The organism is Limihaloglobus sulfuriphilus, assembly GCF_001999965.1.
GTDB classification, from domain to species: Bacteria; Planctomycetota; Phycisphaerae; order Sedimentisphaerales; family Sedimentisphaeraceae; genus Limihaloglobus; species Limihaloglobus sulfuriphilus.
Genome location: NZ_CP019646.1, coordinates 1028313 through 1051183, shown reverse-complemented (window position 1 = coordinate 1051183; position 22871 = coordinate 1028313). Strand labels below are relative to the sequence as shown.

Sequence of the window (22871 nt, the reverse complement as noted above, 5' to 3'; positions counted from 1 at the left end):
AAAATAAACTCAAGCGATTTTTAGCTGAAACAGCGTAGTTTTAGCCGGCAATAGGGCTTATTATAGTTTCTAAAAGCAATATTGCACACTGTTGGTTCTGGTAAATTCCCCTCACAGGTTTTTCTCAGTAACCAAAAAATAAATCGTAGTTGACAGTATTTCTGTCTAAAATTCCTAAGAAAATCAGGAGATTCTAATGACAAACAACAAAAAGTTGCTTGCCTGGGTGGAAGAAGTTCAGGCTCTCGTAAAGCCAGATAATGTTTATTGGTGCGACGGCTCAAAAGAAGAGTATGACAAGCTGATGAATGTCTGCGTTGAAGCTAATCTTGCGACAAAGCTCAACGAAGAAAAACGTCCGAACAGTTTTCTCTTCCGTTCCGATCCTTCCGATGTTGCCCGTGTAGAAGCCCGCACATATATTGCTTCTAAGAAAAAAGAAGATGCCGGTCCGACAAACCATTGGATTGATCCGGACGAGCTAAAAGAGATCATGACAAATGAGCTTTACGACGGCTGCATGAAAGGCCGTACTCTCTATGTTATTCCTTTCTCAATGGGACCTATTGGTTCACCTATTGCAAAGATTGGTATTGAGATTACCGACAGCCCATATGTTGTTACCAATATGCACATTATGACGCGTGTAGGTACGAAGGTACTTGAAGCTCTCGGTGAAGACGGCGATTTCATTCCATGTCTGCACTCTGTCGGAAAGCCTCTGGCAGAAGGAGAAACGGACGAAGGTAAATGGCCATGTGCCCCAATGGAAAAGAAATACATATCTCATTTCCCAGATGACGATATGATCTGGTCTTTCGGCTCCGGTTACGGCGGAAACGCGCTGCTGGGCAAAAAGTGCCTGGCACTTCGTATTGCTTCCAATATGGCCCGTAAAGAGGGCTGGATGGCAGAACACATGCTTATCCTCAGAATGACTAATCCCGAAGGTCGCCAGTACCACATAGCAGGCGCATTCCCAAGTGCGTGCGGCAAAACAAACCTGGCAATGCTCCAGAGTACTGTACCGGGCTGGAAAGTTGAATGTGTTGGAGACGACATCGCCTGGATGAAGATAGGCGACGACGGCAGGCTATACGCCATCAATCCTGAGGCCGGTTTCTTTGGTGTAGCACCTGGTACAAATTACAAGACCAACCCCATGGCAATGGAAAGCCTTAAGGAGAACAGCATTTTCACAAACTGTGTTCTCACTGACGACGGGGACATCTGGTGGGAAGATATGGATGAGCCCTGTGAGCACGGTATCGACTGGAAAGGCAATGAATGGACACCTGAATCAGGCGAAAATGGCGCGCATCCTAACGCACGTTTCACAGCTCCTGCAAGTCAGTGCCCCGTTATTTGCCCAGACTGGGAAGATCCTAAAGGTGTTCCAATTGATATCTTTATCTTTGGCGGCCGCCGCAAATCACTGGTGCCTCTGGTATCAGAGTCTTTTGACTGGGATCACGGCGTATATATGGGCGCAACTGCGGCTTCAGAAGTGACAGCAGCCGCTCTCGATGTGAAATCCAAAATCCGCCGCGACCCGTTTGCGATGCTGCCATTCTGCGGCTACAATATGGGCGATTACTGGCAGCACTGGTTCAAGATGGGTGACAGGCTTGGCGACAAGGCTCCTAAGGCCTTCTATGTGAACTGGTTCCGCAGAGATAAAGATGGCAAATTCATCTGGCCGGGATTCGGTGAAAACAGCCGCGTTCTCAAGTGGATGTGTGAGCGTGTTGACGGCAAAGCCAACGCCATTGAGACTCCAATCGGAATGATGCCCACCGTTGAAGACCTTGATCTTGAAGGTCTTGATATCTCTAAAGAAGATATGGATGAGCTTCTCAAGGTTGACAAGTCGGAATGGGCCGCAGAGATGCCCGAAATTGGCGAATTATTCGCTAAGTTTGGTGACAAGCTCCCCGAAAGAATGACCGCACAGCTCAACAAGGTTAAATCAAGACTTTCATAACTTTGTTTAAATATTGAATTTACACAGCCGGCGGTATCTCTACCGCCGGCTTTTTTAATGAAAAAAGAAGGGGGGCTCTAAAATAAATATAACAGGTTGCAGTAAAATAATTACCAAAAGCAATGTTATGGCTGCGGATTTGACCGATTTTTACAAGACTGCTTTCGGATTGTTGAAGAAGCTGGAAATTAGAAATCACGTAAGCACCAGATATGTTGGGTTCTGCAGTGATATAAGCGAGAATTTAACGACATATTTCATTGGTATAGAAACAGTTACAACGGATGAGGCCGAAAAATTAAACCTGGAAACATGGCAGATATCAGACAATCAAATCAAAATTACCAGACAAAACGGCAAGTCAACGTCCGATAATATTGTCTGGAAATGGCACAGCAAATCAGAAAACGGGGAAACAGGAGAATTCCACCGGATAAACACCTCAAATACATATAAAATGACAGCCAACATGTGGTCACAGGCAGGTAAAGAGCCTGATGATGGAATTGAAATAACTGAATATAATCCCCAATGGCCGCTGATGACCATATGATTTTCATAAAAAGAGATAATTTTCTTGGCAGACGGACTCATCATATCCATGCGGCATTACCCGGGCACAGGCTTTGGCAGGGAATTATTTTCAGAGATTATTTAAAAGCCAATAATAGTGCGGCCCGGGAGTATAGTCCGCTCAAGTTGCGGCTTTCAGAGGTATATAAAAAAGAAAGGGAAAGATACACAGATGCAAAGAGTGAATTCATAAAACGCTGTTTAGCACAAGCCAGAGCCGATGAGTAAATTGCTTGTTTTAAACCGCACAAATAACGTCCGATAATATATGTTATGTTGTATTTAGTATTAGTAAATATCTATGACACAAATGCTTATGAAATCAAGCCGTTCTGAGATGTTTGCGAGGCACTCTTGCCCTGCAATTAGATGATGTAATAAAATAAGCATTTTTCAAATCCAATATCAAACTGCTGCTTATGGCGTGGATGTTGTTGGTGTACGGGCAAAAGAAAAGATTTGCCTTCCCTTAATTTTCCAAAACGGAGAGAGGGGGATTCGAACCCCCGGTACAGGTATAACCCGTACGACGGTTTAGCAAACCGTTACCTTCAGCCACTCGGTCATCTCTCCAAATGCTTACTAATTATTAGAACGCATATATTACGCAGGTACAAAATGATTGCAAGAAAAATGGCATATTTTTTGTAAATATTCAGTTTTTATTAAGAAAACCTTAATTCTTTGGCCTATCTGCCGGCCGGCAGATATTTTTTTCTTACAATCTAAAATTGTTCTTGAATTTATCAAATGTTTCAATAAAATTACTTCCCCTGCTTAGGAAATATATTTCACTAAGCATAAGCGCCTGTAGCTCAACTGGATAGAGCATTGGTCTACGGAACCAAAGGTTGAGGGTTCGAATCCTTCCGGGCGCGTTTTTTGCGGCAGGTTGTCCAATCCATTAGTCCAGAAGTTAAATATTTTCATCATTTAAACTGGTGTACAATCCTTTTGCAGCAGTCTCACCTTTTTGTTACACCCGTTTAAGCCTTTATAAATTAAAATCAATTTATTTTTAATCTTTCGAATATATAATACAAATATGGATACACAATTACTAAAAATGACCGGCAGGCCCGAAGATGATGATACTCTTGAGCATGCGGCTGAACTGCTCGATTCAGGCCAGCTTATAGCTGTTCCTACGGAAACTGTTTACGGAATTGCCGCATCTGTTACAGCCGGCGGAATAGACAACCTCGAGCTGCTAAAAAATGATCGTGACGCTAACAAGCATTACAGCATACATTTAACAGGCCCCTCTTCAATAAGGGAATTTGTCCCGAAGATCAATCTCAGATCCTATAAACTTATTTACAATATCCTCCCCGGCCCTGTTACGCTTATATTTGATGTCGATGATGACCACATTGAAGAGAGACGCAGAAGCCTTGGAAGCAAAGCTGTTGATACCCTTTATAAGAATAACACTGTCGGCGTTAGATGTCCGCATAATTCAACGACATCCAGGCTTTTGGCCTACACTGAAACTCCTATCATCGCAACCAGTGCCAATCCTACCGACAGTGAGCCGGCAACCAGCGCTGAAGAAGTAATGGAATATTTTAACGGCAAGATAGCCGCCGTTATTGATGCAGGAGCTTGCCGCTATAAAGTCAGCAGTACAGTAGTCAAACTTACCGATTTTGTGCCTTCGATACTTCGTGAGGGAAGCATTACACGAGAAGAGATAATACGTAAATCCAGACTTCATGTGATGTTCGTATGCAGCGGCAATACATGCCGAAGCCCCATGGCGGCAGGTTTCTGCAGAAAAATTCTTGCAGGGAAAATTGGATGCGATGTTGACCAGCTTTTAGATTTCGGATATAAGATATCATCCGGCGGCGTAATGGCTCCGGTTGCTCAGCCGGCCAGTCCCGGCTGCGTAGCTGTTTGCAGTGAAGCCGGCGTCGATTTAAGCCGTCATGAAACTACCGGATTAACAGAGTCGGACATAATGAAATGTGACCTGATCTATGTAATGACTGCCCGGGATAGACAAAGAATTACGGATTTTTATCCGGCAATATCGCCTAAATGCAGGCTGCTTTCTGAAAAACAAAATATAGAGGACCCTATCGGGGGTGAAATGTCGGAGTATCGGCACTGCGCAACCCAGATTATAAGGGCTCTCGAAAAACGCATTGTGGAACTTGAACTATGAAAATTATAATTGCCTCAGATCACAGAGGATACAAAGCGAAGGAACTCATAAAACCATTGCTGAAACAGCTTGGCCATGAGTACGTTGACATTGGATGTGACAAAGATGAAACCATCGATTACCCCGATCTGGCTTACTCCGCCGCCGTCAGTGTCTCTCAAGGTGAAGCTGACCGCGCAATACTTATCTGCGGCACAGGTATCGGTATGTGCATAACGGCTAATAAAGTGAAGGGCATCCGTGCGGCTTTGTGTTACGATGAACTGACAGCTAAAATATCCCGCCAGCATAATGATGCTAATATACTCTGTCTTTCAGGCGATCTTCTCGGCGATTTTCTGATTCAGAAAATAACTGAACACTGGCTCGAATCTGAATTCATAGCCGGACGTCACGCCAGACGAGTTGACAAGATCAAGCTCATTGACCAGGGCGCGACTCCAAAGGATTTTCGGCAGTAACGTTATAGAAATTTTCTTCCGTGAGGCGGTTTTTTACAGCCGGCCCGCCCTCTTAATTTCCAACAAAAAGTCTTGTAAATACTGATTATTCTGTACAATATCAGGATAATGAAACAAATATGCTACAATGAAATAAGATCAGCCGTATGCAGGGCGTGCATAGACAGTGCTTATCTCCTGTCAAAAGACGTCAGAGAGGCTCTGGAGCGTTCATTAAAAAGCGAAACCTCGCCAAAGGCACGCGGCGTTATTTCACAGTTAATACATAACGCTGATATTGCTTCGCACAAACAGCTGCCCCTCTGCCAGGATACGGGCCTTACGGTTGTTTTTGTTCAACATGGCAGCCAGGTTATGTTTAAACCGCCGGATGAAAATCCGGTTCTCAGCATTTTTGATGCCATAAATCATGGTGTTGAAGATGGTTACAGCAAAGGTTATCTGCGAAAAAGTGTTGTGGCTGATCCGCTGAATAAGCGGGTAAACACCGGAACAAATACCCCCGCAATCATTCATTACTCAATCACAAGCGGCAGTGAGTTATCGATCAGTCTGATGCTTAAAGGCGGCGGATGTGAAAATAAAAGCATGTTCAAAATGTTTAACCCTACAGAGTCCCCCGAAAGGATAATAGACTGGATAAGCCGAACAGTGATAGAGGCCGGAGCCAATGCCTGCCCCCCCTTCGTTGTCGGCGTTGGGATTGGGGGAGATTTTGAGCAGTGCTGCATGATCAGCAAACGTGCCCTTCTTAGAAATCTGAAAGATAGTAACCCAGACCGATTTTACGCAGACATGGAATCGATTATACTGAAAAGGGTTAATTCTTCAGGCGTTGGGCCGCTCGGCTTTGGCGGTGATACAACTGCACTTGGCGTAAATATTGAAACCGCCCCCTGCCACATTGCCTCGCTGCCGGTTGCCGTTAACATTGAATGCCATTCACACAGGCATAAAAGGATTCTGCTGTGAAGATTACATATAAGAACCAGCGGCTTGAAAAGGCTGTAATCTCAGTTAATACATTCAATTCTGCGGTTATCATTGCCACATTTGTTATGCTTCTGGGCTTCAGTGAGCCGCTGATAAGTGTTTCGATTCTACATGCAATTCAGATATTCTGCCTTATCACTATGATCACCGAAAAATTCATAAGGTATCTGAACTGCCGCTCGAAACATGAATTTTTTAGAGGCTACTGGCATGAAATACCTCTTTTGATACTTCTGGTCTTGTCTGTTATTTTTATTCGTAAATTTAGCCATGCAGCGGATCCAGTCCTGTTGATGAACAGAGCTGTTGCAGTATATCTGATAATTCAAGTAGTTGATAAGCTCTGCCGCACAAGTGTCAGCTTAGCTGCCAGCGCTACAAGCCCGACACTTACACTTATTTTGAGTTTTTTGGTACTTATTGTCGGCGGTGCTGGATTCCTCTACCTGCCCAACTCTCATAACTGCGAGAAGTTAAGTGCCGTGGATGCCCTATTTACATCCACAAGCGCTGTTTGTGTTACGGGACTTATAGTCAAGGATACCGGCGTTGATTTCTCCGCCATGGGTCAATGGGTGATTCTGATACTGATTCAGCTTGGCGGCCTGGGCATTGTGATATTCGGAGCGGTTTTTTCCCTGCTCCTTGGCCAGGCGTTTACTCTCAAGGAATCCGTTGCCATGCAGGATATCCTCAATACCGGCACGGTCAACAAGATCGGCCGAATGATAGCTTTCATTTTTGTTGCAACAATTATCATAGAGTCAGTTGGTGTGATTCTGCTTCTCGACAACTGGAACTTTGACACTCGAACAGACATAAATGGCCACGGAGCATTGTTTTACAGCCTTTTTCATTCAGTAAGCGCTTTCTGCAACGCCGGTTTTGCTCTATATTCAGACAGTTTTACGGGGTTCAAAAACAACTGGCAGACATACCTTGTGATATGTCCTCTTATAGTCACAGGAGGGCTTGGTTTCGGGGTGCTTTATAACATAACTGAGGTTTTATCAAACAGATGGAAACTCATAAAGCACAGACTCTTCAAGGGTAAAACAATCATCGGCAGCATCCAGCTCAGGCATCTCAATCTTCACTCAAAAGTTGTGCTGTTTTCCAGCCTGTTTCTCATATTGCTCGGAACTGCCGGCTTCATGATACTTGAAAGATACAATCCCCAGCAAACAGGTCTAAATTATAACGGACAGAACGGTCAGCTTTTTCTCGATTCGTTCTTCCAGTCAGTAACAACAAGAACTGCCGGCTTTAACACGATTGACAACGGTGCAATTTCGCAGCCGTCTAAAATGCTTACTATAATTCTTATGTGCATAGGAGGCTCACCGGGCTCAACTGCCGGCGGAATGAAGACGGTAACCTTTATGGTAGTCATTCTCGCCGCGGCAGCTGTCATAAGCCGCAAAAACGAGCCGGAGATATTTCACAGATCAATCCAAAAAGATTTTATCTCAAGGGCTGTAATGGTTTTAGTATTATACATTGCCATACTTTTTATAGTAACATTTGGTCTGGCTGTAACCGAAAGCGGCAGCGGCCTTGATTTTAATAATCTCGCATTTGAGGCCGCATCGGCTCTGGGCACTGTAGGGCTCTCAACCGGACTGACAGCTTCCCTCTCAACTGGCGGGAAATTGCTGTTAATTGCTGCCATGATTATAGGCAGGCTTGGCCCAATGACTCTTGTGGCGTCATTGGCTTTTAAAATAAAAAAATCTAATTATAACTACCCTTCAGAACCGATAACAATAGGTTAATAAAAGAGAAACAAAATGAAAAAATTCGCAGTAATCGGGCTTGGAAGATTTGGAAAGACCCTGGCGCTGGCACTCTCAATGAGCGGCGCTGAAGTTATAGCAATAGACCAAAACCGCTTTGAAATAGATAATATAGCCGACCAGGTTTCCCATGCCGTCAGGCTCGACAGTACCGACGAAGACGCCCTTACAGCACAGAACGTAGGCAAGGTTGAAGTGGCAATAGTAGGTATCGGCCAGGGCTCGGGCGGTTTTGAATCTGCTGTGCTTACGGTTGTTAATCTAAAAAACATGGGGATAAAAAAGATTTATGCCCGTGCAGAGAACCACATCGCCGGAGAGGTGCTTCTGAAAGTAGGGGCTACCGAAATCATATATCCCGAGATCGAAGTTGCAAGACGGCTCGCATTTAAGCTTATCGCACCTCAGATCGCAGACAAACTCGACTTTGCCCCCGGATTCAGCCTCGCCAGGGTGTCAGCACCGGCAGAATTTGACGGAAAGACACTTGTTGACCTTCAGCTGCGAAAAAAATACCACGTAAATCTGATAGCTATAAAGCGATCTGAAAGTAATGAAAAAGACCCTAAACCCGAAGTGATCAATGTTCCAAGGCCCGAGGATGTAATTTACAAAGATGATGTACTGATGGTTGCCGGTTCCGACGAAGACCTTGCCAAAATACCCCAAGACTAAGATATCTATGCACAAACGTATCTATATATCAGACCTTGACGGAACACTGCTGAATAATGACCCTGCTTTGAGTGAGTATTCACAGCGGCAGATCAACCATCTGATTGAATCCGGTGTGGAATTCACTATAGCAAGCGCACGCAATATAGCGTCTCTGCGAAGGCTCTTGGGCAACATTCAATTTCGGCTGCCGGTTATAGAGATAAACGGAGCTTTCATTACCGATTACCATAGCGGTAAACACCTTGTGGTTAATGATATAACCTCTTCCCTGACACATGAGATAACTAAAACAATTCTTGATATCGGCTGTATGCCTTTTATATGCGCCTACGATGGAGAACGTGACAATATTTATTACGAACAGGTAGTAAACGGCGGTATGGAGTGGTTTCTCAATGACGATTCTGAGCAGCATACTGACCGAATACGCCAGATTGAGACACTGGAGCACATTCACAGTGAGCAGATAGTCTGCTATACTGTCATCGGTCCAAATGCGATTGTAAAGGAGCTAAGTGATGCAATAACAGCTAAATTCGCTGATTTACTGGACTGCTACTTCTTCCAGAATATTTATTCCCCTCAATGGTACTGGCTGACTATACATGACAGGAATGCCCGAAAAGAAATCGCCATAAAAAAACTGATCGAGCTTTACGGATACTCGCCGCGTCAGCTTACTGTTTTCGGAGACCAGCTTAACGATGAGGGCATGATGCTTCTTAACAAAATCGGTTCCGAGACGGTCGCTGTAGAAAACGCCGCTGAAAAGATAAAACAGATTGCCAGTAAAACTATCGGTGTTAATATTCATGACAGTGTGGTCAACTACATACTTGAACAGAATAATATTTCTCCCGTATGAATTTAAATATAGCCTGAAATTGGCTCTCGCAAATAAGTAAAACTGGTTTTATGAAGACAGCAAATCAACGGTTTATTTTTATAAGCCCAATTTCAGTAACAACTTGTGAGTTGATATATATAATTTGATAGAAAAAAACTGTTTTTTCACTTGACATTCCTCTTGAAATCTATTTAATATTTAAAACTATTTAGAATTAAGTTATTTCCTCACGAGTAAATATTTACATTTGGCGTTTAAATGAACAGATGTCAGAGTTATATTACATGAAGGAAACCTAAAACAGGTAAAGTTAATGCAGCAGAAAAATTCAAAAAAATGGTTGATGGAGAAGTGCCGGGCAAAAGGCCTCAAAGTCACACCTCAACGTTTGGAGATTCACCGTGTTCTGAACGAATCCGGTGATCACCCCACTGCTGAGATGGTCTATAAGAGAGTCCGCAAAAAATTGCCCGGAGTCTCTGCCGACACCGTAAACCGGACGCTGCTTATGCTTGCTGATATTGGAGCCGCCTACATTGTAGAGGGAACGGGCCATGTCAGGCGTTTTGATGCTCACACCGGCAAGCACCAGCACCTGAGATGCGTTAAATGCGGCAGAATAATAGATTTTCACCATGAACCGTTTGATATGCTTGAATTGCCCGATGAGATCAGCAGCGGTTTTGAGGTTACACGAAGCACTGTTTTTTTTGAGGGTGTTTGCGGGCAATGCCAGTCAGGCGGCATTGCTGATGAGCGAAGTGAGCAATAATAGCTGGATTATTTTTTATTTATATGTAAAATACTGTTTTGGCAGTTACGAATAAAGACAGCAAATTGTATTGAGTTTAATGTCAAAATCAAATATAATAATAACCATATTTACAGGAGAAATTAAATGAGTCTTAAAGGCACAAAGACAGCAGAAAATTTGTTGAAAGCATTTGCAGGCGAATCACAGGCGAGAAACCGCTATACCTACGCTGCATCCGTAGCAAACAAAGAGGGTTACAAGCAAATTGCTGCAATTTTTGAAGAGACGGCCGACCAGGAAAAAGAACACGCCAAAAGGCTTTTTAAGTTCATGGAAGGCGGAGAAGTTGAGATAACAGCCTCGTATCCGTATGGAGTTATCGGCACTACAACTGAAAATCTTCAGGAAGCTGCTGACGGTGAAAACTACGAAACAGAAACAATGTACCCTGAATTCGCTGAAGTTGCCGAAAAAGAAGGTTTTAAGGACATCGCAAAGGTGTTCCGTGAGATTGCTGTAGCAGAAGCTCACCACCGTGACCGCTATCTTTCTTTTAAGAAAAACATTGATACTGGAACAGCGTTTAAGAAAGATAAACCCGTAAAGTGGATGTGCCGCAACTGTGGTTATATCCATGAGGGAACCGAGGCTCCAAAAGTATGCCCGGCATGTGCTCATCCGCAGGCGCATTTCCAGATTAAGCCGGAAAACTACTAAAGATTTTGCTCTATATAAATTAGAATATCTACCGAGGGGGTGGGCATCGCTGCCCCCCTTTTTTCATAAAATTGTAACTTTTTCGAGAAAGCGGAAAATTATTCCCCGCTTTTATTTTAATTTAAATTTTTTAGAAAGGTGTAAAAATGAAAAGACTTGATTTGTACAAATGTATGACATGTGGAAACATAGTTGAATTTTATAAAGCCGAAGGTCCGGAATTGATTTGCTGCGGAACCGAAATGGTTGAGATGGAGGCAAAGACAACTGACAAAGGAAATGAGAAACATGTACCAGTCGTAGAGAAAATCGACGGCGGCTACAAGGTTAAAGTCGGTTCGGTGCCGCATCCAATGGAAGAAGAACACTACATCGAATGGATCGAGCTGATTACAGAGACAGAAGCTATGACTGCGTTTCTAAAACCGGGTAAACCTGCTGAAGCGGTTTTCAAGACAGATGCGGACAAGGTGTGTGTACGTGAACACTGTAATGTACACGGACTCTGGAAAGCATAAGGAAAGGAACTAAACATGCTCTCAGAAAAAATGCAGGATGCTATCAATGAGCAGATAAATGCTGAGCTTTTCTCGGCGTATCTATATCTTTCCATGTCTGCCTGGCTCGCTGACAACGGAATGCCCGGAGGGGCTAACTGGATGAAAGTCCAGGCTATGGAAGAGTTTACCCATGCGGATAAATTCTTTAATTATGTACTGGAACGAGGCGGCAAGATAAAACTTGGTGCTATCAATGCCCCCCAGGCAAGTTGGGAATCGGCAAGCGATGTTTACAATGGTGTTCTCGAACATGAGCAAAAGGTTACCGGCCTGATCAACAGCTTGATGGACGTCGCAGTCGATGAAAAAGACCATGCGGCTAAGATCTTCCTGCAGTGGTTTGTTGAAGAACAGGTCGAAGAGGAAGCCAGCGCTCAGGAAGTCATTGACAAGGTTAAACTTACATCTGCAAACCCCGGGGCTATGTTTATGGTGGACAAAGATCTTGGCAGCCGCGTTTTTACTCCCCCCGAATCAGAGGGTTAGGCCGCTATGATTAAGAAGCTAAGCTTTGAAGAACTCTTTACCATTGCAAGAAGCATGGAAAAAGACGGATATGATTTTTATACTCAAGCAAGCGGCAAAACCAGTGATGCTCAGCTTTCTGAGTGCTTCGCAAGGCTGGCCAACTGGGAATCCAGACACATTGACGTTATAAATGCCATTGAGGCCGACTGTGCCGCAATGGAGCAGACCCAAGTCAGGGATCCTATGTCAGAAGTGTCTGCGTACATTCATGCTGTTGTCAAAGGAAGCATTTTTGACCTTGATAAATCAGCTAATGAACAGGTTGAGAAAATCTCTACTGAAAGAGAACTTTTCAGCTATGCGTGCGAACTTGAGAAAAAATCTATTCTTTTTTATACGGGATTACGTATGAGCCTCCCGCAAAAGGCAGGCGATATTGTAGAAAAACTGATTAAAGAAGAAACAAAGCATCTTACTTTTTTAAATGAAAAATTATCGAAATTAGCATAATTATAACAAGAAAGGACAACGTTATGCAAAAGTACAAATGTTTATTATGCGGCTGGATTTACGATCCTGCAGTTGGCGACCCTGATAACGGTGTAGAACCGGGGACAGCTTTTGAGGACATCCCAGATGATTGGGTATGCCCTGAATGCGGAGCGGGTAAAGAAGACTTCGAATCTATTTAACAATAATAACTGCCGATTTTTCAGGGATGGACTTTTATGTTCATCCCTTTTTTTGTTGACTAAAGTTCACAACTGTTTATTATACGTAACTTTGCCAAGAGTCTCTGCGGTAAGCAAGGGGCTTGCGGCTGGTGTATCAAGTCTTTAAAGTCTGTCTGATGAAACGGCTTTAAAAAGGCTAAACAATTATGGTTACAGCGTTTAAGCATGTGTGACCCAAAATTTATTTATTATTAGTAGATTCAGAGGAATTAAATGTCGCTAACAAGAATAATTGGAGTTGTCATAGTAATAATGTATTTTATTGCCTGTGTTATCCTCGGCCTGGTTATGGTCAGCGGAGAACAGGGGCAGGTAAGCCGTGAGGTAATGTGCTGGTTTCTGTTTGTAAACGGCATTTACGGCTCGTTTTTGATGCTTTTTATACTGAGAATTATCTCTGTAACAGATAAATCTCAAAAACGGCCCCGTAATAAAAACCGAAGCCCAAAACCTGCCGGCGGTAAAACTCCGCAAAAAGGCGGTAAAAGCGTTTCACGCATTCCCGAAAAAGGCCCAGTAAACATATACACAGGAAACCTGGGGTTAACTGTCCTTGAACAGGATCTGAGAGACCTTTTTGGCGCTTTTGGCCAGGTTAACTCAGTTCGGATAATTTCAGATAAAAACACTGGTGAATCAAAAGGTTACGGCTTTGTGGAAATGGCCAAACCCGAAGATGCCCAGCAGGCAATAAACTCCCTTAACGGAAAAGATCTTAAGGGCCAGGATATTAAAGTTTCTGTTTCCAAACCAAAGCGCAAAGGCGGCGGCAGGAAATACAAGAAAGATTGATTCAAATCTTTATAAAATTACTTAACGGGATACATCTCTAAAAGATATGTATCCCGTTGTCTTAAACAAAAACGGAGAATAAAATGGATGGATTTAAATATAAAGACGGCCGTCTTTACGCAGAAGACATATCAATTCAAAGCATTATAGACAAAGTCGGCACACCGGCATATATTTACTGTAAAAACACATTTCTGGATCACCTCAAGAAAATACAACAAGCTTATTCAGAGATAGATACAACTATATGCTACTCTGTGAAGGCGTGCGGAAATATTAACATTCTAAGGCATCTTGCTCAAATGGGCAGCGGTTTTGATATCGTAAGCGGCGGCGAGCTGTTCCGTGTACAGCAGGCAGGAGGGGATATGTCAAAGGTTGTTTATGCCGGTGTAGGCAAGACCGATGCGGAGATAAAAAACGCCCTGGATGCGAGAATAGGGTATTTCAACATAGAAAGCGAAGCTGAGCTTGAAAATCTCATTAAAATAGCTAAAGAAAAAAACACCACCGCCAAAGCCGCCCTTCGCGTTAATCCTGATGTTGACCCGAAAACTCATACGTTCATAACCACTGGGAAAAAAGAATCGAAGTTTGGCGTTGACATAGAACGGGCACAAAAGGTATTTGCCGATTATGCCGACAACGGCAGTGTAAAGCTCTGCGCCCTTCATGTCCACCTGGGTTCCGGCGGCAATACTATTGATCCGTATGTTGAAGCGCTCGAAAAAACCGCCAACCTCGTTGAAAAACTCCGTGAAAACGGACACACTATTGAAGCCGTAGATCTTGGCGGCGGCTACGGTGCTGATTACGAAACGGGCTACAGCCCTTCTGCCAAAGAATACGCGGTGGGTATAGTGCCAATAATAAAGAAACTGGATGTCAAACTCATACTTGAGCCCGGCAAGAGCATTGCGGCAAACGCCGGAATTCTCGCAACCCAGGTTCAATACATAAAGAAAGGCGGTACCAAGGAATTTGCCATTGTTGATGCCGGCATGAACGACCTGCTCAGGCCCCCCCTTTACGATGCTTTCCACTTCATCTGGCCGGCAAAAGTAGAAAAGAACTTTGTACCCGAAAAAAGAACTAAAGATCTGGATATCAGCGGATGCACAAAATATGACGTTGTAGGCCCTATATGTGAAGGTTCTGACTTTTTTGCGAAGAACCGTTTACTCCCTCCTCTCAAGCGGGGAGATTTGCTATGTATTTTCACTGCGGGTGCTTATGGGCACACCATGGGCAGTAATTATAATGCCAGACCGATGCTGCCGGAGATACTTGTTGACGGAGACAAATTCCAGGTTATTCGCCGCCGGCAAACATATGAAGATTTAGTGGCGCCTGAACAGATCTAATACCCGGGCCCCAAAGAAGCCTTCGGCCCAGCACATATTTGTTTGGCAAAAAAAATGCCCTTATCTCGATATTACATTGAAAGTTTTCAAAAAGGCAAAAATGAATTGACAGGACCGGAAGCCCGACACCTCTCCACTGTAATGCGTGTAAAACAGGGCGATCCTGTAGAGGTTTTTGACGGCAGGGGCAGACTTGGCGTTGCGGTTGCAGAGAATATTTCAAAGCGATCTGTCACGTTAAATGTAACAGAAGAGACTCTCGAAGCGCCGCGAAGTGTTGGTAGAGTAATTCTTGCAGTAAGCCCTCCCAAAGGAAACCGCTGGGACTGGTTAGCATCAAAGGTAACAGAAATAGGCGTTGATTATATTTATCCGGTACTCTTTGAAAGAAGTGTGCGGCAGGGAAACGCAAAAAACTTCATCGAAAAAACTACTGCCGTTACCGTTGCTGCCGCGAAACAATGTAAAAGACTGTATCTGCCGAAAATCAGTCAGCCGGTCAGGCTTGAACAGTTTCTTGCTGACGGAATAAATGAGGCATCTTCTTTAAAGGTTGCTCTGATGAGTCTGTCTGAGGATACAATTTTCATTGACAGGCTTGATCCCAATTGGCAAAAAGAAGACATTGTGATATTTGTCGGTCCCGAAGGCGGGTTTACGGAAGAAGAGGAGATCTTAATAAAGCGGCATTATCCGGCTGGAGATTGTTTCAGTGTAAGTATAACAAAAAACGTGCTCAGAACTGAAACTGCCGCCCTTTCAGCTTCCGCAATTCTATGCAGTAAGAGGAACAGCTGTGAATGAGCTTTTCACCATTCTTTTGATAGCCGTAGGACTTGCAATGGACGCTTTTTCTGTATCTGTCGCTTGCGGAACGGTTTACAAACGGTTTCATTTCCCGCACGCCTTGCGGCTTGCAGGTATCTTTGGCTTTTTTCAGTTTGCTATGCCAGTAATCGGCTGGATCTGCGGGCTTACCGTTAAAAGGTATATTTCACCATATCAGCACTGGGCTGGCTTTTTGATATTGACAGCCATCGGATGCAAAATGATTTATGAGGCGTTTAAGTTGGAAGAAACTGAAAAAAAACCAATGGCTGAATCCCTGCCGGCACTTTTTACTCTGGCTGTGGCAACCAGTATCGATGCGCTTGCTGTTGGGCTTACCATATCATTGGTCACTTCGCACATCTGGATTGCTGTTGCAGGCATAGGGGTTGTTACTTTCATGCTGTCGTTTGCGGGTTTCTATATGGGCACCCGATTTGGGCATATGTTTGAAAACAAGACCGAAATTTTCGGCGGCGCGGTTTTGATAATTCTTGGAATCAAGATGCTGCTGCACTGATTTGCCTGGTAATACTATCTTATGCAAATATGTATTGCCGGCGAGAAGAGTAGATATTTTATCTTGAAAAGCTCTCTCAGAGATAGTATGATATGATAAACTTTTGCAAATAAGTGAAATTAAGGAAGTTATAAAATGAAGAAACATGTAATAGCCCTGCTGCTGGCAGTTAACAGCTTGTATTTTTTTGGATGTGCCGAGGTTCCAATTATTGGTAGAAAACAATTTAATGTTGTTCCCGACAGCACTTTAAACCAGATGGCAGACGAACAGTATCAGCAGTTTTTATCAGAGAACAAATTAAGCAGCGACTCCTCGGCAGCTGCGATGGTGAGACGTGTCGGCAGCAATATACAAAAGGCAACCGAAGAATATTTCAGAATGAAGGGAGAGGCAGGCTTTTTGAACAGCTTCGACTGGAAGTTCAACCTTGTAGAGAACGAACAGGTCAATGCCTGGGCAATGCCCGGCGGCAAGGTTGTCGTATATACAGGGCTGCTGGAGCTGGCAGACACAGAAGAAAAGCTGGCAGTTGTTGTTGCACATGAAATAGCCCATGCGGTTGCAAAACACGGCGCCGAGAGAATGAGTTATCAGCTTGCATCTCAGCTTGGAGGTGTTGCTTTGTCGGTTGCGATAAAGGACTATTCCGGCCAGACACAGGCTATTTTCGAACAGGCATACGGCATGACGTCTCAGTATGCTCTTGTCCTGCCTTACAGCAGAAAGCACGAGTATGAGGCTGACAGGATGGGCATGATTTTTATGGCTCTCGCCGGATACGATCCGAGAGTTGCAGAGACTTTCTGGCAGGAAATGTCAGCAAGAAGTCAGGGACCGGAAGTTTACGAGTGGATGAGTACCCACCCTTCTGACGAATCAAGGGTACAGGCTATCCGCCGGCAAATGCCGGAGGCGATGCAGTACTATAAACGCGGCTGAAACAAACACTAAGCGGTGCACCCGCTGCAGTATCGACTTCGGCTAAAACATTATGCCTAAAAGAATATCGCATAACTGGAAATTGCACCTTTTCATCGTAGCGGCTGCTGTTGCGGCCTTGGTGCTTTCTATCCTAATTGGCATGGGCGTTTTGTCCGCGGAATCATTATTTGGAATCTGCGGTTTCAAACGTAAATACAACCTCCCCTGTCCATTTTGCGGAATGACCCGGTCATTTAGTTTCTTTTTCAGGGGCAGATTTATATCTTCCTTGACCGTTCAGCCGGCAGGCTTTATGTTAGCGGCGATTCTCAGCGTCTCTGGCATATGCTCTGCAGCCGAGCTTTTTGGACATAAGACCCTCTTTTACAGGGAATTACGTCGCGGCAAAAGGCTGGCAATTGTTTTTGTCTGCATTTTCATCATCGGGCTTGTTTCGTGGGTTTACACAATTTTTAAATATCGTTTTTTGTAAAAATAATGTCTTGCAAAACCATTTATTTTATGTATTTTATTCAAATTCTTATGTTTAACCATAAGGTAAGCACCCGTAGCTCAGTAGGATAGAGCAACGGATTTCTAATCCGTAGGTCACAGGTTCGAATCCTGTCGGGTGTGTTTTGTAAAGTCTTTTAAAGAAGCACTTTATGTTTTGCCTTTTTTTTGACACTTCTGTCTTTTAGGCATTTGTGTCCATTTTGAGTCCATTAGGTCTGCCCTACTTTTTTCTCAAGAATACTGTTGTAATTGTCAACCGGCCACGAGACCATTATAAAACTCCAGATTTAGCCCTATTTGCTCTTTCAAAAGTGTATAGAATTTCTGGTTTGGCGAACTTTGCGGGACAGGTGTAAACCAATAAGGACAAAATTTGGGCATAAAATCACGGATTTTCTCTCTGAAAACGTACATTCCCCGCAGTTTATTGGTATTGGTCTATTAATTTGATTGATATCAACCAGCTTTTTTTGTTTAATATACCAAAATTAGTTTATAATACATTTTTAACCAACAAACTTGTTTAACATATAAAAGGCGTCACTTATGGCATCAAAACGTACCAAAACGGATCAGGTCGAGAGGATTTTTGAGCTTAGGATAAAGCACGGCGATTATCTTCTTGACGGGATACCGGCAGAGAGGGAGCTGTGTGAAGAACTTGGAGTCTCACGCATGACTGCCCGTAAAGCTCTTGAAAGGCTTGTTGACAAGGGACTTATCGAGCGAATGCCAAACGGCAGGCTCGCTGTCAAGAGAAAGTACGAGAAGCACATCAGCGTAGGCTTGCTGGTGCCCTCATTTGCCTCAAGCTCCGTAGAAAGGTGGAGACTTGCTTTAGAAAACGCTGCGGAAGATTACGAAGTCCGTATAAGGGCTTTTATGTTTGTACATTGGGATGACCCGATAATACTTGATGTAGTGAAGAATTTCGACGCTGTCTTCCTCAATCCAAGCGCGGAAAATATCCCTGCCAGAGTAATGAAAAATCTCCAGGCCGAAAATGAGTCAGTTGTTATACTTGACCAGGATTTGACGATGTACGGCATAAAATCGATCTGCCTGTTTCCATCTCATTTTGTCCAGAAAATTCTCGACATTCTGGGAGAGCTGGGACACAAGAGCGTTGACTGTTTTAACGTCCAGACAATGGACAATGTTATCAACAGCCGAATAGAACAGTGGAATCTATGGCGGGCAGTACACAACATCAACGGTCGGCTGCTTGGAGACGCACTTACTCCTTATTCTTATCCGGATACGCCGCTTACAGGGGCATACAAGCAGATGCTCACGATCATTGACTCAGGAAGGTTCAGGTCAACCGCTCTGTTCTGCACAACGGCACCCGCAGCGATCGGAGCTATGCGGGCATTTATGGATCGGGGCGTAGTTGTCGGCAGGGATGTCAGCGTATGTGTTATCAATGACGAAGGTATCGCGAGATATTACAACCCGTCCATAACTTCAATCGAAATGATAGACCCATCACCCTACCTCAAGGTCTGCATAGACAGAATACGCCATCCGTCCTCTTCGTGGACAGGGTCCCTGCTGCTCCAGCCTTCGGAAGCTGCGATCTATAAAGGCGAATCTACAGGGCCTGCACCTGCAAAGAAATAAAACTTTACTCAAGGCATGAAGCTCAGTTATCCCGCTCAGGAATCGTCTCACTAAGGGGTATCTCCTGCCTGAGCATTTTTCCTCCCTGGCCAACCAGCCAAAGGTAGTGGTCACTGGGCAGACCTTCGTATGTGAGAAATTTTGACTTTCCTCCAACAGGCGGATTATTGGTGCATTTGAATATAGCGGTAGCCTCATCTACTTCGTCAAACATAGCCTGGTAGATCATCTCGGCGCCGCACTCTACAGCGGTGTAATACTGTTTCCAAAGGAATTTGCCCTTCTGCCGCTTGATATGGTCAAATTTCTCGCCTTGAAGATTATACCAGCTAAAGCCGGGGAAAAGAACCGGCATATAGTCCTTGGCATTTTCCCGGCACCACTGAATATCCTTCATCCAAAGCGGCTTGCAGAAACTATCAACATCTTCTATCCGGCCGTAGCGGCCTACCATCCACGGGCTGATTATATCGGCCATTTTGATTATTTCATGGAACTGCTCCTCTTCTACAGAGTCGTTCTCTAAAGTCCGCCAGAACGTGGGAACGCCGAGCATAACTGTAAAGCCGCCGTACTCTTTGTCGTTTTTCAGAAAATCCACAAGCCGCCGGCATTCATTGAGAGTGTAGCCTCTGTTTTTGAAACCGATTCCCCAAACCGCTATAACAGGCTTGCCTTTATGATGAAGATAGGCCCTGTCCGCCGGGTCACAAGCCAACTTCATTTTCTCCCGAAGAATTATGATGTCCTTTATAACGTTTTCAATCTGGCCCTCTTGGAGACCGGACAAGTCATACATAAGGGCATAAGCTCGCCCATTCCTGTTGGCGGCGGCCCTGCAGTTGCTTAGAACATTATTGACATTGTGGTACTCGTAGTTTTTAAAAGTCTGCGCAGCAAACCTTTGTACGAACGCTCCGTCTATCCCATATTCGTTCATCCATCTAAAATGCAGGTTTACAGCATCAGGATCGTTTGAGCTGAATACGTATGCGGTTGAACCGTCTTTATGCTTGAATTCCGTCGCCACTTTTGAACTTTGGGGATATTCACTCATGTCCGGCCAGAGATCAATAGAGCACCTGCCGGGCCTGAAATCTTTTGAAGGCGAGGATGTCGGCAGGCCCCAGTGGAACCACTCCATGCCGGAACCATCGCCGGGGGTTGTAAACCAGCCCTGATAGCCGGTCATCACCTTGCCTTTGAGAGTGTCGGGGTTTGATTTGTGTTCAGTTACGCCAGTATATGGAGATAGAGTTTTTTGGGCGACCTGCGTGTTTGTCATTGTGAATATTTCGTTTTTCGACTGTTTGTCAGGATCAAGCCTCGCCGCCTGGAGAGTCATCAAAACTGAAACGAAAATTAGAGCCATGTACATTTTTCTCTGCATTTTATAATCCTTAATCACGTATTGGAATTGTAGAAGTTACAGGTATCTCACCCCGAAGCATCTTTGCTGCCTGGCCGACCAGCCAAAGGTAATGATCGCTGGGCAGCCCTTCATAGTCTATAAAAGATCCTACAGGCGGATTGTTGGTGCACTTAAATATAGCCGTCGCCTCGTCAACCTCGTCGAACATTGCCTGGTACACCATCGAAACTCCTGCGTCTTTGATTGTTTTGTAATACTGCTCCCACAGGAATTGGCCGCCGCGTCTGGGGATCTGGTCCAGTGTGCCCCCGTGCAGATTATACCAGCTGAAACCGGGGAAGACTACCGGCAGGTATTCCTTTGAGTGTGATTGGCACCACTGCATATCGGGTATCCACACGTTATTTGCGTAACTGTTTACACCGCTTGTATTTGAATATCGTCCTACCGCCCACGGGCTTAGTATATCCGCTTCTTCGAGTACCTCAAAAAGATACGGATCGTTTACGCAGTCCTTTCCAAGCGTTCTCCAGTAGCTGGGTATGCCGACCATAATTGTCATTCCGCCATAATCAGGGTCGGCTCTGAAGAAATTCAACAGCGATTTGCACTCCTCAAGAGTGTATGCCCTGTCATTGAACCCGATTCCCCATACAGCGATAACCGGCTTGCCGTTGTGATGAGCGTAAGCCTTGTCGTCAGGGTCTTTTGTCAGTCCGTAAACATCAACGAGACGTTTCCAGTCCCGGATTACCTGAAAGGTGCCGGTTTCACCCAGGCCTGAGAGGTCATACATCATAACATACTTGCGTTTATAGAGGTTGGCGGCTTCTTTGCAGTGGGCCAGCACCGTGTCGCGGTGGTTTAGAGATGTGCCTCCGTAAGTTTCAGTGGCAAACCTCTGGAGGTAGGCGCCGTCAATGTTGTAGTCCCGCATCCATTTGAAATGCCGCAACACTGTTTTGCGGTTATAAGAGCTGAATACATAAGCAGTCTCACCATTTTCGTACTTAAACCCCGATGGGAAAAGCTCATCAGGCTCATACTCGCTGATATCCGGCCAGAGGTCTATTGTACAGTAACCCGGCTCGAATCTGTTATTGCTTCCCCAGTGTACCCAGCCGCGGTTAGCACCGTCATCTGGACAGTTAAACCAGCCCTGATAGCCGCACATAACGCTGCCGGTAAGCGTCTGGTTCCACTCTGAATCGGTATTGCCGTCCCATTCTTTTGAAATAGAGTCGAAGTCTCTTGAGTTTACAGTACCGTCTTTGTTTATATCCGAATATATGCAGCCCTCTGACTCGAGCCATTCGGCGACCAGTAACTGGAAATCTCCGATATTTACAAACCCGTCAAGATTGATATCTCCGGGACTGTAGCCGCCCAAATCGTTCGAGGGAGGCTGAAATGCCGAAGCCGGAGTAATCGCAATATTGTCCCACATCGCGGCAACAGGATAGTCAGGCCAGTTATCGTCATCTGCGGTAACGCCGTTATAAAAACACCTGAGTGTTACATTATGGGTTCCGGCCGGCGGCGTGAATGACTGGTAGCAGAATACGCCATCACGGCAACCCTGATTGTAGCTGTAGAGAACGAGCTGGCCTTCCCAGCTCTCGTCGTTGAGGTCAACTACTACAACATCAATCTTGTGCGTATCATCGCTGAGATTCCAAAGATAAGCACTTATTACCATTTCCTCGCCGCCTTGTATAGTAATTTCGCGACGCACTTGCCCAAGTGTATCATTATTGTCTATATACCCTTGCAGGATGCCGTTGCCGCAAGAAAGCGGAACGCAGAGCTCAGCAGGCCCGGCGGCAGTATCTACGTGGCCTGAAATATGGTTCCAGCCATAAGTTCCGGACTCAAAGCCACCTTGAGGAACAAGATTTGTTATTTCTGTGCCCATGACAACATTCTCGAAAGCGATATTTGTCTGAGCGCTTAAAGCTGAGAACGAAGCACATATAAAAAACAATGCCGACTTTAATCGATTACAACTCATTATTTTCCTTAAATTTAATTATAAAATATTACACATTTTCTTTGCCGCGGTTCGCTCTGCTTTATATTAACATCCATAATAAAGGATTTGTTCGCCGAAACAAGTGAACCAGAAAGTCTATAACAGCGATTCTTTAACCTTGAATAAATGCTGAACGTCACGAAAAATATTAAGCACCAACAAATA

General features: G+C 44.5%; 24 protein-coding genes and 3 tRNA genes. 24 read left to right on the top strand and 3 right to left on the bottom strand.

The window, feature by feature from the left end; genetic code table 11:
- Positions 1-196: 196 nt before the first annotated feature.
- The 3 genes from SMSP2_RS04020 to SMSP2_RS15245 all read left to right on the top strand — a co-directional run bounded on the left by SMSP2_RS04020 (position 197) and on the right by SMSP2_RS15245 (position 2785).
- Positions 197-1984 carry a phosphoenolpyruvate carboxykinase (GTP) gene (locus SMSP2_RS04020; RefSeq protein WP_146682724.1) on the top strand — a complete coding sequence of 596 codons (1788 nt, stop codon included), beginning with the start codon at positions 197-199 and terminating at the stop codon, positions 1982-1984.
- 127 nt (positions 1985-2111) lie between these two features.
- Positions 2112-2537, top strand: coding sequence for a hypothetical protein (locus tag SMSP2_RS04015; RefSeq protein ID WP_146682723.1), 426 nt, complete (start codon positions 2112-2114; stop codon positions 2535-2537).
- Positions 2516-2785: a GrpB family protein gene (locus SMSP2_RS15245; protein WP_146682722.1), complete on the top strand. Its 270-nt coding sequence runs from the start codon at positions 2516-2518 to the stop codon at positions 2783-2785. Before SMSP2_RS04015 ends, SMSP2_RS15245 begins: the two co-directional genes overlap by 22 nt.
- Positions 2786-3040: 255 nt before the next feature.
- Here SMSP2_RS15245 and SMSP2_RS04005 read toward each other — a convergent pair.
- Positions 3041-3130 (bottom strand) — tRNA-Ser (locus SMSP2_RS04005).
- A 231-nt stretch (positions 3131-3361) separates the two neighbouring features.
- Here SMSP2_RS04005 and SMSP2_RS04000 point away from each other — a divergent pair.
- The 21 genes from SMSP2_RS04000 to SMSP2_RS03900 all read left to right on the top strand — a co-directional run bounded on the left by SMSP2_RS04000 (position 3362) and on the right by SMSP2_RS03900 (position 19302).
- A tRNA-Arg gene (locus tag SMSP2_RS04000) sits at positions 3362-3435 on the top strand.
- A gap of 167 nt (positions 3436-3602) precedes the next feature.
- Complete coding sequence (locus SMSP2_RS03995) at positions 3603-4727, top strand: L-threonylcarbamoyladenylate synthase (protein ID WP_146682721.1); 1125 nt, start codon at positions 3603-3605, stop codon at positions 4725-4727.
- Complete coding sequence (gene rpiB / locus SMSP2_RS03990) at positions 4724-5188, top strand: ribose 5-phosphate isomerase B (protein WP_146682720.1); 465 nt, start codon at positions 4724-4726, stop codon at positions 5186-5188. The genes SMSP2_RS03995 and rpiB overlap by 4 nt, the downstream gene beginning before the upstream one ends.
- Positions 5189-5296: 108 nt before the next feature.
- Complete coding sequence (locus tag SMSP2_RS03985; protein ID WP_146682719.1) at positions 5297-6160, top strand: fumarate hydratase; 864 nt, start codon at positions 5297-5299, stop codon at positions 6158-6160.
- Positions 6157-7956, top strand: coding sequence for a TrkH family potassium uptake protein (locus SMSP2_RS03980; RefSeq protein ID WP_146682718.1), 1800 nt, complete (start codon positions 6157-6159; stop codon positions 7954-7956). The genes SMSP2_RS03985 and SMSP2_RS03980 overlap by 4 nt, the downstream gene beginning before the upstream one ends.
- Before the next feature lie 15 nt (positions 7957-7971).
- Positions 7972-8652 (top strand): potassium channel family protein, encoded by a 681-nt coding sequence (locus SMSP2_RS03975; RefSeq protein WP_146682717.1) that lies wholly within the window; start codon positions 7972-7974, stop codon positions 8650-8652.
- 7 nt (positions 8653-8659) lie between these two features.
- Positions 8660-9520 carry an HAD hydrolase family protein gene (locus tag SMSP2_RS03970; protein ID WP_146682716.1) on the top strand — a complete coding sequence of 287 codons (861 nt, stop codon included), beginning with the start codon at positions 8660-8662 and terminating at the stop codon, positions 9518-9520.
- Between the two features lie 295 nt (positions 9521-9815).
- Positions 9816-10274: a Fur family transcriptional regulator gene (locus SMSP2_RS03965; RefSeq protein WP_146682715.1), complete on the top strand. Its 459-nt coding sequence runs from the start codon at positions 9816-9818 to the stop codon at positions 10272-10274.
- 126 nt (positions 10275-10400) lie between these two features.
- The gene (gene rbr, locus SMSP2_RS03960) at positions 10401-10973 is read left to right on the top strand and encodes a rubrerythrin (protein ID WP_146682714.1); all 573 of its coding nucleotides are present in this window, start codon (positions 10401-10403) and stop codon (positions 10971-10973) included.
- A gap of 146 nt (positions 10974-11119) precedes the next feature.
- Positions 11120-11491, top strand: coding sequence for a desulfoferrodoxin (locus SMSP2_RS03955; protein WP_146682713.1), 372 nt, complete (start codon positions 11120-11122; stop codon positions 11489-11491).
- A 15-nt stretch (positions 11492-11506) separates the two neighbouring features.
- Entirely contained in the window at positions 11507-12019 is a 513-nt protein-coding gene (locus SMSP2_RS03950; RefSeq protein WP_146682712.1) for a ferritin, read from the top strand.
- 6 nt (positions 12020-12025) lie between these two features.
- Entirely contained in the window at positions 12026-12511 is a 486-nt protein-coding gene (locus SMSP2_RS03945) for a ferritin family protein (RefSeq protein ID WP_146682711.1), read from the top strand.
- A gap of 23 nt (positions 12512-12534) precedes the next feature.
- A complete protein-coding gene (rd, locus tag SMSP2_RS03940) occupies positions 12535-12693 on the top strand; it encodes a rubredoxin (RefSeq protein WP_146682710.1) in 159 nt (52 codons plus the stop codon).
- A gap of 255 nt (positions 12694-12948) precedes the next feature.
- Complete coding sequence (locus tag SMSP2_RS03935) at positions 12949-13527, top strand: RNA recognition motif domain-containing protein (RefSeq protein WP_222566400.1); 579 nt, start codon at positions 12949-12951, stop codon at positions 13525-13527.
- An 83-nt stretch (positions 13528-13610) separates the two neighbouring features.
- Positions 13611-14891, top strand: a complete 1281-nt coding sequence (gene lysA / locus SMSP2_RS03930) for a diaminopimelate decarboxylase (RefSeq protein ID WP_146682709.1) — start codon at positions 13611-13613, stop codon at positions 14889-14891.
- A gap of 54 nt (positions 14892-14945) precedes the next feature.
- A complete protein-coding gene (locus SMSP2_RS03925) occupies positions 14946-15695 on the top strand; it encodes an RsmE family RNA methyltransferase (protein ID WP_146682708.1) in 750 nt (249 codons plus the stop codon).
- A complete protein-coding gene (locus SMSP2_RS03920) occupies positions 15688-16239 on the top strand; it encodes a manganese efflux pump MntP (RefSeq protein ID WP_222566399.1) in 552 nt (183 codons plus the stop codon). Before SMSP2_RS03925 ends, SMSP2_RS03920 begins: the two co-directional genes overlap by 8 nt.
- Before the next feature lie 135 nt (positions 16240-16374).
- A complete protein-coding gene (locus SMSP2_RS03915; RefSeq protein WP_146682707.1) occupies positions 16375-17181 on the top strand; it encodes a M48 family metallopeptidase in 807 nt (268 codons plus the stop codon).
- Between the two features lie 52 nt (positions 17182-17233).
- Positions 17234-17656 carry a DUF2752 domain-containing protein gene (locus tag SMSP2_RS15240; protein WP_146682706.1) on the top strand — a complete coding sequence of 141 codons (423 nt, stop codon included), beginning with the start codon at positions 17234-17236 and terminating at the stop codon, positions 17654-17656.
- Positions 17657-17725: 69 nt separating this feature from the next.
- A tRNA-Arg gene (locus SMSP2_RS03905) sits at positions 17726-17799 on the top strand.
- Positions 17800-18225: 426 nt separating this feature from the next.
- Positions 18226-19302 (top strand): GntR family transcriptional regulator, encoded by a 1077-nt coding sequence (locus tag SMSP2_RS03900; protein WP_146682705.1) that lies wholly within the window; start codon positions 18226-18228, stop codon positions 19300-19302.
- A gap of 22 nt (positions 19303-19324) precedes the next feature.
- Here SMSP2_RS03900 and SMSP2_RS03895 read toward each other — a convergent pair whose 3' ends face one another.
- Together SMSP2_RS03895 and SMSP2_RS03890 are read right to left on the bottom strand one after the other, a co-directional pair.
- Positions 19325-20692 (bottom strand): glycoside hydrolase family 99 protein, encoded by a 1368-nt coding sequence (locus SMSP2_RS03895; RefSeq protein WP_222566398.1) that lies wholly within the window; start codon positions 20690-20692, stop codon positions 19325-19327.
- A gap of 10 nt (positions 20693-20702) precedes the next feature.
- Positions 20703-22685 carry a dockerin type I domain-containing protein gene (locus tag SMSP2_RS03890; protein ID WP_146682704.1) on the bottom strand — a complete coding sequence of 661 codons (1983 nt, stop codon included), beginning with the start codon at positions 22683-22685 and terminating at the stop codon, positions 20703-20705.
- Between the last annotated feature and the right edge of the window lie 186 nt (positions 22686-22871).